This is a genomic window from Williamsia muralis (assembly GCF_051487485.1).
GTDB lineage: Bacteria > Actinomycetota > Actinomycetes > Mycobacteriales > Mycobacteriaceae > Williamsia > Williamsia muralis_B.
Window position 1 is genome coordinate 308,358 of sequence record NZ_JAHVCV010000006.1, and the last position, 12,915, is coordinate 321,272.

At 65.7% G+C, this 12,915-nt stretch carries 13 protein-coding genes; 10 read left to right on the top strand and 3 right to left on the bottom strand.

The features are described from left to right. The first annotated feature begins 85 nt into the window (after positions 1-85). The 6 genes from hemL (at position 86) to ccsB (ending at position 6,343) form a co-directional block, all read left to right on the top strand. The gene (gene hemL / locus KXR83_RS18630; RefSeq protein WP_437426123.1) at positions 86-1,405 is read left to right on the top strand and encodes a glutamate-1-semialdehyde 2,1-aminomutase; all 1,320 of its coding nucleotides are present in this window, start codon (positions 86-88) and stop codon (positions 1,403-1,405) included. Beyond that, entirely contained in the window at positions 1,405-2,037 is a 633-nt protein-coding gene (locus tag KXR83_RS18635; RefSeq protein ID WP_437426069.1) for a histidine phosphatase family protein, read from the top strand. The genes hemL and KXR83_RS18635 overlap by 1 nt, the downstream gene beginning before the upstream one ends. A gap of 136 nt (positions 2,038-2,173) precedes the next feature. After that, on the top strand, positions 2,174-2,719 hold the full coding sequence (locus KXR83_RS18640) for a TlpA family protein disulfide reductase (protein ID WP_051406663.1): 546 nt from the start codon (positions 2,174-2,176) through the stop codon (positions 2,717-2,719). Between the two features lie 8 nt (positions 2,720-2,727). Next, positions 2,728-3,549 (top strand): cytochrome c biogenesis CcdA family protein, encoded by an 822-nt coding sequence (locus KXR83_RS18645; protein ID WP_030165512.1) that lies wholly within the window; start codon positions 2,728-2,730, stop codon positions 3,547-3,549. Beyond that, positions 3,546-5,345, top strand: coding sequence for a cytochrome c biogenesis protein ResB (gene resB / locus KXR83_RS18650; protein WP_437426070.1), 1,800 nt, complete (start codon positions 3,546-3,548; stop codon positions 5,343-5,345). The genes KXR83_RS18645 and resB overlap by 4 nt, the downstream gene beginning before the upstream one ends. 23 nt (positions 5,346-5,368) lie before the next feature. Beyond that, the gene (ccsB, locus tag KXR83_RS18655; RefSeq protein ID WP_437426071.1) at positions 5,369-6,343 is read left to right on the top strand and encodes a c-type cytochrome biogenesis protein CcsB; all 975 of its coding nucleotides are present in this window, start codon (positions 5,369-5,371) and stop codon (positions 6,341-6,343) included. A gap of 47 nt (positions 6,344-6,390) precedes the next feature. On the opposite strand, the gene KXR83_RS18660 is transcribed toward ccsB, so the two are convergent. From KXR83_RS18660 to KXR83_RS18670, 3 genes are all read right to left on the bottom strand, one after another. After that, positions 6,391-6,813: a helix-turn-helix domain-containing protein gene (locus tag KXR83_RS18660; RefSeq protein ID WP_023961395.1), complete on the bottom strand. Its 423-nt coding sequence runs from the start codon at positions 6,811-6,813 to the stop codon at positions 6,391-6,393. A 238-nt stretch (positions 6,814-7,051) separates the two neighbouring features. Continuing rightward, positions 7,052-7,300, bottom strand: a complete 249-nt coding sequence (locus KXR83_RS18665) for a hypothetical protein (protein WP_099383733.1) — start codon at positions 7,298-7,300, stop codon at positions 7,052-7,054. A gap of 146 nt (positions 7,301-7,446) precedes the next feature. Then, positions 7,447-7,698, bottom strand: a complete 252-nt coding sequence (locus tag KXR83_RS18670) for a BldC family transcriptional regulator (RefSeq protein ID WP_062797656.1) — start codon at positions 7,696-7,698, stop codon at positions 7,447-7,449. A 258-nt stretch (positions 7,699-7,956) separates the two neighbouring features. Here KXR83_RS18670 and KXR83_RS18675 point away from each other — a divergent pair, with 258 nt between their 5' ends. The 4 genes from KXR83_RS18675 to KXR83_RS18690 all read left to right on the top strand — a co-directional run bounded on the left by KXR83_RS18675 (position 7,957) and on the right by KXR83_RS18690 (position 12,828). Next, the gene (locus KXR83_RS18675) at positions 7,957-8,403 is read left to right on the top strand and encodes a DUF4229 domain-containing protein (protein ID WP_437426072.1); all 447 of its coding nucleotides are present in this window, start codon (positions 7,957-7,959) and stop codon (positions 8,401-8,403) included. A gap of 15 nt (positions 8,404-8,418) precedes the next feature. Next, positions 8,419-9,561 carry a PLP-dependent cysteine synthase family protein gene (locus KXR83_RS18680; protein WP_030165488.1) on the top strand — a complete coding sequence of 381 codons (1,143 nt, stop codon included), beginning with the start codon at positions 8,419-8,421 and terminating at the stop codon, positions 9,559-9,561. A gap of 61 nt (positions 9,562-9,622) precedes the next feature. Then, the gene (locus KXR83_RS18685) at positions 9,623-10,291 is read left to right on the top strand and encodes an ABC transporter ATP-binding protein (RefSeq protein WP_437426124.1); all 669 of its coding nucleotides are present in this window, start codon (positions 9,623-9,625) and stop codon (positions 10,289-10,291) included. Further along, on the top strand, positions 10,288-12,828 hold the full coding sequence (locus KXR83_RS18690) for an FtsX-like permease family protein (RefSeq protein WP_437426073.1): 2,541 nt from the start codon (positions 10,288-10,290) through the stop codon (positions 12,826-12,828). Before KXR83_RS18685 ends, KXR83_RS18690 begins: the two co-directional genes overlap by 4 nt. The last annotated feature ends 87 nt before the right edge of the window (positions 12,829-12,915 follow it).

The window sequence follows — 12,915 nt, forward strand, 5'->3', positions numbered from 1 at the left end:
GAGAATACGGAGGGTCCCACCGCAGATTTCGAAGGCCTGGACCATCCATGGCCGGGGTCACATCAGGACATTTGCCACACTGGAGATCGTGCCGCACACCACCGACCGTTCCGCCCAGCTGTTCGAGCGCGCTTCGCGCTCCATACCCGGCGGGGTCAACTCGCCGGTTCGTGCCTTCAACTCGGTTGGGGGTACCCCCCGATTCATCTCCAGTGCCTCCGGGTACCGGCTGCACGATGCCGACGGCAACAGCTACGTCGACCTCGTCTCGAGCTGGGGGCCGATGATTCTCGGCCACGCCCATCCGGCCGTCGTCGAGGCGGTGCAGACAGCCGCGACCACAGGTTTGTCGTTCGGTGCACCCACCGAGGCCGAGATCGATCTGGCCGAGGAGATCATCGCTCGGGTCGACCCGGTGCAGCAGGTCCGGCTGGTGAACTCGGGCACCGAGGCCACCATGTCGGCGGTCCGGCTGGCCCGCGGGTTCACCGGTCGCAGCAAGATCATCAAGTTCTCCGGCTGCTACCACGGTCACGTCGACGCGCTGCTGGCCGACGCGGGTTCGGGCGTCGCGACGCTCGGGCTGCCGACGTCGCCCGGTGTCACCGGCGCGCAGGCGCAAGACACCATCGTTCTTCCGTACAACGACCTCGCCGCGGTCCGCGAGACCTTTGCCACCTACCCCGGTCAGATCGCCGCCATCATCACCGAGGCTGCGGCAGGCAACATGGGCGCGGTGGCCCCGGTCGACGGTTTCAACCAGGGCCTCAAAGACATCACGTCGGCAGATGGCGCCCTGTTGATCATCGACGAGGTGATGACGGGATTCCGCGTCAGCAAAGCCGGCTGGTTCGGCCTCGAGGGTGTCGCAGGAGACCTCTACACCTTCGGAAAGGTGATGAGCGGTGGCCTGCCTGCCGCTGCCTTCGGTGGCCGCGCCGACATCATGGCCTACCTCGCGCCGGCCGGCCCGGTCTACCAGGCCGGCACCCTGTCCGGTAACCCCGTCGCGGTGGCGGCCGGTCTCGCCACCCTGCGCCACGCCGACGACTCCGTCTACGCGGCACTCGACGCCAACTCCAAACAGCTCGGTTCCCTGATCGGCGAGGCGCTCACCGCAGAGGGAGTCGGCCACCGGGTCCAGTTCGCAGGCAACCTGGTCAGTGTCTTCTTCACCACGCGACCCGACGTTGCCATCAACGACTACGCGGCCGTGAAGGACACCGAGACCTGGCGTTTTGCGCCGTTCTTCCACGCGTTGCTCGACGCCGGGGTATACCCGCCGCCCAGCGCATTCGAAGCCTGGTTTGTATCCGCGGCGCTGGACGGGGATGCTTTCGGTGTCATTGCCGACGCACTACCGGCAGCTGCGGCCGCGGCTGCACGTGCTCGGAAGGAGAACTGATGCAGCAGCGCACCATCGTGCACATGATGCGGCACGGCGAGGTACACAACCCGGACGGCATTCTTTACGGACGCCTGTCGGGCTTCCATCTCTCCGAGCTGGGTGCGTCCCAGGCGCAGAAGGTCGCCGACTCGCTGGCCGACCACGACATCACCCATGTGTTCGCGTCGCCGCTGCAGCGTGCGCAGGAGACGGCCACTCCCATCGCTTCATCGCACGGCCTGGAGATCGTCACCGACGAGGGTTTGATCGAAGCCGAGAACACCTTCGAGGGCCTGCGCGTCTCGGCGGGCGACGGAGCTCTGCGCCGGCCGCGGCACTGGCCCAAACTGCGCGACCCGTTCACCCCCAGCTGGGGCGAGCCCTACATCCAGCTCGCGCACCGCATGCTCGCCGTGGCCAACAAGGCGCGCGAAGAAGCTCGTGGCCATGAGGCGGTGTGCGTCAGCCATCAGCTGCCCGTCTACACGCTGCGCCGTTTCCTCGAGGGCCAGCGTCTCTGGCACGACCCGCGTAAGCGGCAGTGCTCGCTGGCGTCGCTGACCAGCCTTTTGTACGACGGCGATGCTCTCGTCGACATCGTGTACTCCGAGCCGGCCGGATCATCTGATCCGCTCGCCACAGGAGCTTGAGGGAAAACGGAACATCTTGACGGCGAACGACAATGGGGGCCGGCTCGGCCGCGGGCGCAGTGTTGCGCGCGTATTGGCCCCGTTGGGATGGCGACTGGGTCTGCTGGCCGTCCTCGGCCTGGTGACCCTGCTCGTGATGACGGCGTGCAGCACCGGCGATGACGCGGTCGCCCAAGGCGACACCTTCGAGTTCGTCTCGCCCGGCGGCAAGACGGTGATCTTCTACGACCCTCCCGCCGACCGCGGCAAGGTCGCCGCGATCTCCGGCGAGGACCTGCTCGACGACACCAAGACCATCAACCTGTCCGACTTCGCCGGGCAGGTCGTGGTGATCAACGTGTGGGGTTCGTGGTGTGGCCCGTGCCGCGGCGAGGCCGCGGCCTTGGAGCAGGTGTACGAAGCCACCAAGGCCCAGGGCGTGAGTTTCCTCGGCATCGACCTGCGAGACGAGAAGAGCACGGCACGTGACTTCGTGAAGGACCGCGGTGTCACCTACCCATCGATCTTCGACTTCCCGGGCCGCACACTTGCCAAGCTCACCACCCCCACATCAGTGGTTCCGACCACCCTTGTCCTCGACCGCGACCACCGCGCGGCCGCCGTGTTCCTCAAGGCGATCACCGCCGAAGAGTTGCAGCCCGTCGTCGAGCGGGTCGCCGCCGAGAGCGCGCCGCAGCAATGACGTCGGTGATGCTGAGCGCCGGAGCCCAGAGCACGGCAACGCTCGCCGGTGTGGGGGACAGTTTCTCCAACACCGTCTCGACGGGCCCACTGTTGCTGGCCCTCGGCGCGTGTGTGCTGGCCGGTCTGGTCTCCTTCGCCTCGCCGTGCGTGGTGCCATTGGTACCCGGTTACCTCTCGTACCTTGCCGGTCTGGTCGGAGCCGAGGCGCCGGCGATGTCGCCCAAGGAGTCAAGAAAGGCCGGGCGACTTCGGGTTACCGGCGCGGCGCTGCTGTTTGTCCTCGGCTTCACGGTGGTGTTTGTCCTCGCCACCGCATCGGTCTTCGGTATCACGAGCACGTTCATCGTCAATCGTGAACTGCTGCAACGCATCGGCGGCGTGGTCACCATCATCATGGGGCTGGTGTTCATCGGGCTGATCCCGATGTTGCAGCGCGACGCGAGGTTTCACCCGCGACTGGTGTCCAATCTCGTCGGCGCACCCTTGCTCGGCGCAGTGTTTGCACTCGGCTGGACACCCTGCCTCGGTCCCACCCTTGCTGCCGTCATCACCACCGCGAGTGGCACCGAAGGTGCAACGGCGGCGCGTGGGGTCACCCTGATCGTCTTCTACTGCCTCGGCCTCGGGCTGCCGTTCGTCTTGCTGGCCTTCGGCTCGGCGTGGGCTCTGCGTGCGGTGGGCTGGATGCGCCGTCACGCCCGGGCCATACAGATCTTCGGAGGTGTACTACTGGTTGTCGTGGGCGTGGCACTGGTGACCGGACTGTGGGATCAGTTCATCGTCTGGGTCCGCGACATGTTCGTCACCGACACGGTGCTGCCGATATGACCGCCACCGCCACCAGGGCACCGCAGCCGGGCAAGGTACCGCCGCCCAGCCCGATCAAGCGCTACCTCCTGTGGCCCGCACGCAATCTCTGGCGCTCGCTGACGTCCATGCGCACCGCGCTGGCCCTGTTGTTCCTCCTCGCCTTGGCCGCGGTGCCCGGCGCGCTGCTGCCACAACGCGACCTCAACGAGCAGAAGACCGAGCAGTACATCGCCGACCACGGCTTCTTCGGTGAGCTGTTCGACAAACTGCAGATGTACGACGTCTTCGGCAGTGTCTGGTTCACCGCCATCTACGCGCTGCTGTTCATCTCACTGGTCGGGTGCCTCACCCCGCGCATGGTCGAGCACGCCAAGTCGCTCCGGGCGCGTCCGGTGGCCGCCCCGCGCAACCTCGGACGGTTGCCGCGGCACGAGAGTCACGAGGTGGACGGCAACCCCGAGGCCATCGCGGAGCGGATCAACAGCGGACTCCGCGGATGGCGTAAGACCACCCGGACGACGCAGCGCACCGAAGCCGACGGCTCGGTGGTCACCGTCACCGAGATCTCAGCGGAGAAGGGCTACCTGCGCGAGTTCGGAAACCTGGTCTTCCACTTCGCTCTCCTGGCGCTGCTCGTCTCGATCGCGGCAGGCAAGTTGTACGGCTACGAGGGCACCCGCATCCTGGTGGCCAACGGCGACGAAGGCCTGTGCAACACCTCCACGGCGGTCTACGACTCGTTCCGGGCCGGCAACCTGGTCGACGGCACCAACCTCAACGAGTTCTGCATGCAGGTCGACTCCTTCGAGGCCAAGTTCCTGCCCACCGGCCAGCCCGAGGACTACAGCTCGAAGGTGCGGTACCAGGTCGGCGACGACATCGACGGCGACACCTGGAAAGACGCAGAGGTCAAGGTCAACCATCCGCTGCGGATTGCCGGCGACCGGATCTACCTGCTGGGCAATGGCTTCGCCCCGACCTTCACCGTCACCTTCCCGAACGGCGAGACCCGTTCGCAGACCGTCCCGTTCCAGCCCAACGAGCTGCAGACGATGATGTCGAGCGGTGCGGCGCGGTTCGACACCCCCGCCGGGCTGTACCCGAACGAGGACGAGCGTCGGAAGAACCAGATCGCGATCGAGGGGCTGTTCGCGCCGACGGCCGTGTTCCACGGCGGCCTGATGACGTCGTCGTTCCCGCTCCCCGAGAACCCCGCCGTCGCCGTCGACATCTACCAGGGCGACACCGGCCTCGACACCGGCCGGCCGCAGAATGTGTTCAGCCTGGACGTCAACCTGATCAACCAGGGCAGGCTCCTCAAGAAGGAGCGGGTCAACCTCCAGCAGGGGGAGAAAGCGACCTTGGAGAACGGCACCACCGTTTCCTTCGACGGCTATCAGCGGTGGGTGTCGATGCAGGTGTCGCACGACCCCGCCCAGAACTGGGTCCTCGGTTCGTCGATCGCGATGCTGGCCGGGCTGCTGGTCTCGCTGTTGATCAAGCGCCGCCGTGTCTGGGCCCGGATCACACCACTGGCCGCGGGTACGAGCCTGGACGATGCCGGTGCGCGGGCGCCCGCAGATGCCGCAGATGCCGCAGATCAGCCTGACGATTCCGCCCACGGACCGGATTCTCACAATCGGCCCGAGACCTCTACTCTGGGTGTGCGACGCTGTGTAGTAGAGATGGCCGGGCTGGCCCGGACCGACCAGGCCGGATGGGGAGAAGGCTTCCCCGACATGGTCGCCGACCTGCTGGGGATCACCCCGCCGGCGTCAGGCAACCAAGCCACACAGGGCAACAAGCGTAAGTAGCGATCGGCTGCGGAAGGTGAGCGATGGACGTCAACGAGACGCTGTCCCGATATTCGGATCTGTGCTTCGGGACCGCGCTGACGGTCTACGTGCTGGCGATGGGCATGTTCCTGGCCGCGCTGGCCAGCAAGCGGCAGGTCGTCGAGAAGTCGGCTGAACTCGTCGCCGCAGGCGCCGCCCCTACCGTGGTGCCCGCGTCGGACGTCCGTACCCCGGGCAAGCTCGAGACGGCGACCAAGGCGCCGCTCGGTGATCGGCTCGCCAAGATGGCGTTCGGCGTGGTCTTGCTCGCGACCGCTCTGCAGATCGGGTCGATCGTCCTTCGTGGATTCGCGACCGGTCGCGCTCCATGGGGCAACATGTACGAGTTCGTCTCGATCTCGTGCGCGGCAGGCATGGTCGCCGCCCTGTTCGTGCTCCGTAAACGCGAGTACCGGCCGCTGCTCGGGTTCGTCCTGCTGCCGGTGGTCATCCTGCTGTTCATCGCAGGCACCTACCTGTACACGAACGCCGCCCCCGTGGTGCCCGCCCTCAAGTCGTACTGGCTTGCCATCCACGTCTCGATCGTCGCGACGGGTTCAGGGGTGTTCCTGGTATCCGGTGTCGCGAGCATCCTGTACCTGCTGAAGCTCAAATACCCCAACCCGAGCGACCGGTTCTGGGGACGCATCCTGCAACGCGTGCCACCCGCGCAGACCCTTGATCGACTGGCCTACAAGACCGTGGTCTTCGCCTTCCCCCTCTTCGGGCTCGGCGTGATCTGTGGAGCCATCTGGGCCGAAGCGGCATGGGGCCGATTCTGGGGATGGGATCCCAAGGAGACGGTGTCGTTCATCGCCTGGGTGATCTATGCGGCTTACCTGCACGCCCGCGCAACCGCAGGCTGGCGCAACACCGCCGCCGCGTGGATCAACATCGCCGGTTTCGTGGCGATGTTGTTCAACCTCTTCATCATCAATCTGGTTGTGTCCGGCCTACATTCGTACGCCGGACTCTGACCGGACCCGAGGTGGACCGCCGGACCCGAGGGTCCGCCGGACCATGCTCACTCGTCGCGGTCGGCCTGCTGCTTCTTGACGACCTTGAGTAGCTCGATGACCACATCGAGGGTGTCGGTGGAGATGGCCTCTTGGCGGAACGCGGCCAGGTGCGCGCCGGTCTCGGCGGCCATCTGGACGTACTCACGCTGCTGCTCTACCCGCTTGAGGTCTTCGTCGGGATCGGTCAGGAAATAAGTGACGCTGATCTCAAATGCTCGCGAGATCGCTTCGACGGTGCGGAACGACGGAGTTTTGGCCTTACCCGTACGAAGCTGCGAGATGTACGCATCGCTGAGCGTGTATCCCAGCTGGTTCGCCTTCAGCGCGATCTTCTTGCCGGTGTAAGGAATCCCGTTTTCGTCGCGCACGGTGCTGAACAGCTCATTCAGGTGCTCGGCAAAGCTCTTTCCATCTTGTACAGCTGCCACTTTTCTATCTCCCAGACCTCTAATTTGACCCCGGCGGTATTGCAGGATCGAACTAGACCGAGACTCTACCTTTAAAGTTCGCAAAATGGGTACCCAGAAAAGCACGCCGAACCAAGGGTTGACTTACTTAAGTTTGTCCACACATCTATGTACGAAACCGCTGGTCTCGGCCCACAGAACCTGGACGTTGGTTCAACAAACTTTGGACAGTTGTGCAGGTCAGTAGCCCAACCGCAATTTATTGATCGGTGGCGCTGGGTTTGTCGTCACCATCGGCTTGGAATTTGGGATCTTTATTTCGGGCCTTGCGGTCGAGGTCGTTGAGGAACTCGGGATCGTCGTCCGGACCGACCGGGCCGCGACGAATCTGCCGCCCCGGCGTGCGATCACCGGACTGTCCCGGCATCGCGGGGGCATCAGGGCCGAACGCACGCCACGCCAGGTAGGTGAGTGCCAGCAAGCCGATGATGGCGAGTAGGTAGATCATGTCGGCACCTCCGAAATCAAAGCCGTGCCCTCCAGGCTACGGGAGGCGGGCTCGTGAGATGCCGGGCGTGGCGAGTGTGGGCCGCAGCGTTCGGCGCGATCCTGCGGTTCGGCCTGAGTTGCCTGCGTTTTGGCCTGAGTTGCTTGTCAGCTGCCGGTTGCGGGAGTTCGCCGATTGAGCAGGGCGACCACGTCGGACTCCCGGAAACGGCGGTGACCGCCCGGGGTACGGATGGCCCCCAGGAGGCCTGAACTGGCCCAACGCGCCACAGTCTTCGGATTGACGTTGAACATCGCGGCTACCTGGCCGGGGGTGAGGGTGTGCTGGCTCGCTGCCTGCGGACTCAGCGTCGGCGGGGCGATACCTGCTGCAGATCCGTTGATACCCGAGTTCGGCATGTTTGCACCGTGGGGGCTTGCAAACGTCATTTGTGCTCCTATCGAGTCCGGCCTCACATCGGCCGCGCCGTGACTCCTGACGGAGGTTGCGGCGGGTCGCGAAGAATCCTGCGGGTGTCGGTGGCCGCGACGATCCGCGAGTCACCGCGACCTCATGGTTACACCCGAAACCCCAGGTATTCGAACGGTCAGCTGTTGGTAAAGGGATCGCAAAGGCGCCCGTTTCGGGTCGGTGCGGAGAGAAGTAAGGTCTAGTTCGTGAGCGAACAAGCAGCCGGAGGCGGAACCGGACCTGACGGCACAGGCGGATCCAGGAGCGACAAGCCGGGCGGCCGGCGCACGCCGTCGGCGAAGAAAGCGGCTCCGGCCGTGGAACCGAGCCCGGGGGCAGGTCGCCGTCTCGCGTTCGATCTGCTTGCCTTCACCGTCGCGCGGATCGCCCTGGTGATCGCGTTGGCAGGAGGTATCTACCTTCTCGGCCGCGCGGTGGGTGTGGACGTCCCCATCCTGGTGGCGGCGTTCTTCGCAGTGATCATCGCGCTGCCCCTGGGAATGGTCCTGTTCCGTGCACTGCGTGACCGCGTCAATGTCGGCATCGCGACCGTGGATGCCGGCCGGAAGGCTCAGCGAGAGAACCTCAACGCCCGGTTGCGCGGCGAGGGACGGCCGGAGTCCGATGGCGGCTCCGGTTCGTCGAGTGTGTGACGAGACGAGAATGACATGACCTCTGCCGATGGTGGAGCACGCACGCACGACATCGACCGCAGGTCCGACCGCGGATGGGTCGACAATGCCGTGCGGCTGATCGATGCCGACGCCACCCGCAGTGCCGACACCCACCTGCTGCGGTTCCCGCTCCCCGCATGGTCGCGGTGGGAGGACGGCGCGGGTACGGCCGGGATCTCGCTGTATCTGAAGGACGAGAGCACCCACATCACGGGCTCGCTCAAGCACCGCCTCGCACGTTCGCTCTTCCTGTACGCGCTGTGCAACGGCTGGATCACCGAGGGCACCACGGTGATCGAGGCGTCGTCCGGGTCCACCGCCGTGTCGGAGGCCTACTTCGCTCAGCTGATCGGGGTGCCGTTCATCGCGGTGATGCCCAGGACCACGTCGCCGGCCAAGATCGCGCTGATCGAACGCCAGGGCGGCCGTTGCCATTTCGTGGATCGGTCCGACGAGGTCTACGCCGAGGCGCAGCGACTGGCCGACGAGACGAACGGGCACTTCATCGACCAGTTCACGATGGCCGAACGGGCCACCGACTGGCGGGGGAACAACAACATCGCCGAGTCGATCTTCAGTCAGCTGTCGCAGGAAGAACATCCGATCCCGACCTGGGTGGTGGTCGGGGCGGGCACCGGCGGCACCTCCGCGACGATCGGACGATTCATCCGCTACCGCAGGCACCGCACCTGGCTGTGTGTGGTCGACCCCGAGAACTCGGCCTTCTACCCGGCCTACCGAGATGGCGCCGAACCGCCGGCGGGTGGTGCAAGGTCGTCGCGTATCGAAGGGATCGGCCGTCCACGGGTGGAACCGTCGTTCATCTCGCAGGTGATCGACCGCATGGTGTCGGTACCGGACGCTGGGAGTATCGCGGCCGCGCGCCGGGCCAGCGACGTGCTGGGATGGAGAGTGGGCGGCTCCACCGGCACCAACCTGTGGGGAGCCTTGCGACTGGTCGCCGAGATGCGGGCGAACAAGCAGGCGGGCAGCGTGGTGACGCTGTTGTGCGATGGCGGTGATCGGTACTCGGGGACCTACTACAACGACGAATGGCTTGCAGGTAACGGACTGGACCTGGGCCGGGCAGAGGGGATTTTGGATGAGTTCTTCGCCTCCGGACAGTGGAGTGAGTGAGCAGGGTCCACACCCCGACCGAAGTGGGGGACACGGCGCGGTCGCCGAGCCGCCGAGGCTGATGGTCGAGGCGACCGACCTGGTGCGCGAGTATCAGATGGGCGAGCAGAAGGTGCGCGCCCTCGACGGCCTGAACCTCACTCTCGATGGCCGTCGTTTCGTGTCCATCGTCGGACCCTCCGGCGCGGGCAAGAGCACGTTGCTGCACGTCCTCGGGGCGCTGGACGTACCCGATTCAGGCAAGATCGTGGTCGACGGTCTTGATCTCGCGGCCCTGTCCGAAGTTGAGCAGTCCGAGTTCCGGCGACACCGGGTCGGTTTCATCTTTCAGTTCTTCAACCTGATCCCCACCATGTCGGCGTGGGAAAACGTCGCGCTGCCAAGGCTTCTCGATGGGCGGTCTCTGCGATCGGCGAAGGCCGAATCGATCGCGCTGCTGGACCGGGTCGGTCTGGGCGACAGGGCCAAGCACCGTCCGTCGGAGCTGTCGGGCGGGCAGATGCAACGCGTCGCCATCGCGCGGTCGCTGATCATGAGCCCGCGAATCGTGCTGGCTGATGAACCGACCGGAAACCTCGACTCCCACACCGGCGAATCGATCCTCCAACTGCTGACCGAGGTGGCCCACGAAGGTGACGGGCGCCTGGTGGTGATGGTGACCCACGACAACAAGGCCGCCGCGCACGCCGACCAGACGATCACGGTTCGCGACGGAAAGATCGAGGAGTGAGCCGTCTCCCGCTGGTGGGTTCACTGCTCGCCGGGGCCACTCGTGTCCGGGTCGTCAATCTTCGTGAGCTGCTGGGGCACCGGCTGCGGGTGATCACCTCGCTGATGGTGATCGTCGTGGCCGCCACACTGATGGTCGCGGTGCTCGGAACCTACGGTTCGCTGACCTCGTCGGTGCAGAAGCTCAGCGCCACCATCTCCGGTACCGCCGACCTCGAGGTCGCGGGCATCGTCGACTCCGGTGTCGACGACCAACTGGCGGGGGAGATCCGTCGCGATGCCCCCGCGGCCAGAAGTGTTGTCCCACTGGTCAACAGCTCGGTCTTCATCGACGGCAAGCGAACCACTGTGCTGGGCAGCGACAACAACATCACCGCGCTCAGCGGCGATCTGCGCGACGCGGTGCAGGGCGCCGCGACCAGTGAGGGCACCGATCTCACCACCTTGATGTCGGGTATCAGTGTCGGCAAGGGCACCGGACTGCAGAAGGGTCAGGAGGTGACGATCAACGGGGTGGACACCACCGTCACCATGGTGATCGACGCGCCCGAGGCCCAGACCATCAACGGCGGACGTTTCGTCTTCGCGTATCTGGGGCTGGCACAACAGATCACTGACCACGATGGCCGGGTCGACTCGATCCTCGTGACCAAGGAGCCGGGCGCCACCACGGACGAGTTACGCGATCAGCTCAAGGGAGTCGTCGACGGGCGCGCGGTGGTGGTCGATCCCGACTTCCGGGCGAAACAGGCCGAGACCGCGGCGTCGGTCACGCGCGATTCCACCCTGCTGGTCTCACTGATCTCCTTGGTCATCGCCGGCTTCCTGGTGTTCAACACGATGAACATGGCTGTGGCATCGCGTCGTTCGTCCATTGCGATGATCCGCGCGCTGGGCGGGCGGCGTGGACCACTTGTCGCCGACCTCATCGGAGAAGCCGCGCTGTTCGGTTTGGTCGGAGGCCTGATCGGTGTACCGATCGGGATCCTGGCGGGACGGTGGGCCATCGGCCAATTGCCCGACGTCCTGTCGTCGTACGGTGCGACCGTCGAGTTCTCGCTGCCCGGGTACGCGGCGCCCGCAGCCGTCGTGGCCTGTGTGCTCGCCTGCTGTGCGGCAAGTGTTCTGGCGGCGCGGTCGGTGTTCACGGTGTCGCCGATAGAGGCGATGTCGAGCAGTGTTGCGGCCGACCAGCAGTCGGGCCGCGGAATAGCGGCGAAGATCTGCGCGGTACTGGGTGTGGTGCTCATCGTCGCCGGCTGGCTGATGTCCGACGAGATCCAGGGCCGGGCCGTGGTCACTGCCGGGATTGTCTTCTGTGTCGGAATGCTGTTGGTCTGTTACGCACTCACGCCGCCGCTGGTGGCGGCCGTGACCTGGCTGGCCGGGCGGTTCGGTGGGCCGGGCAAGCTCAGTGCGGTCAACACCGAACGCGCGCCGCGTCGCGCCTGGGCCACGTTGATGACGGTTGCGGTGGCGATCACCGTGGGGCTGTGCACCTCTGGCGTGATGAACAATCTGGTGTCGTCGATCACCGGGTCGCTCAGTGGGCTCGCCGACCCGGACTTCTATGTGTCGTCGCAGGAGAAGTCGTCCATCCCCGATGGCCCGGTCATCGATCCAGCGGTCGCCGAGGCGGTGGCTGCGGTGCCGGGCGTCGAGCGGGTGGTCCGAGGTCAGTGGGCCGCGGTCAATGTCGGTGAGTCGCGAGTGTTGTTGCAAGGCCTGGAACCTGCGACGAGTGCACCATTCGTCCGCAAGGCCCGCCCGGAGGTCATCCAGGAGGTGCTGGCCGGACGGGGGATGGTCATGTCGCACACGTTGGCCCGGAACCTCGATGTCGACGCCGGGGACACGGTGGAGATCGCATCGCCGACGGGTTTCCACCGATTGCCGGTGCTGCAGCTCGTCGACTACGTCAGCATCAACTCCGGCACCGCGGCGATATCGTCGGACTTGTTGTCGCAGTGGTTCAATCGGCCCGGGGCGACGTTCTTGCAGGTCGATCTCGAGCCCGGGGTCGACCGGGAGCAGGTGCGTCCGCTGATCGAGGCTGCGGCCGACGGGGCCACGTCGACGCCCATGAACGTCTACACCGGTCAGGAAGGTCTTGACGCCACCAAGGCGTCGGTTGAACAGTCCGGAGCGTTTGCTATCGCGATCCAGTGGATCGTCGCGGTGGTCGCCGCGGTCGCCTTGCTGAACACCCTGCTGTTGTCGGTGATCGAGCGCAAACGTGAGCTCGGGGTGCTGCGCGCAATGGGTGCCTCGCGGCGTTTCGTCCGCCGTATGGTGCTGGCCGAGGCGGCTGCCGTCGCGGCCGTGGGGTCGTTGCTGGGTGTCGTGATGGGCACCGCTCTGCATGTGGTGGGCAACAAGATCCTCACCGAGACCACCTCGGTCCAGGTGCAGTATTCGCCGCAGATCGTGATCGGCATCTACGTTGTGGTCGCGTTTGTCTTGTGTTTCGCAGGAGCCTTCTTCCCCGCCGCCCGCGCTGGCCGGATGAACATCAGCGAAGCCATCCTCACCGAGTAACCCCTTCCCCGATTTTGGTGGGTTCGGGTGAGCGTTTCCCAAGGTCAGCCCCCCCATTCCCACCACTTCGGGGTGTCGGGGCTGTGG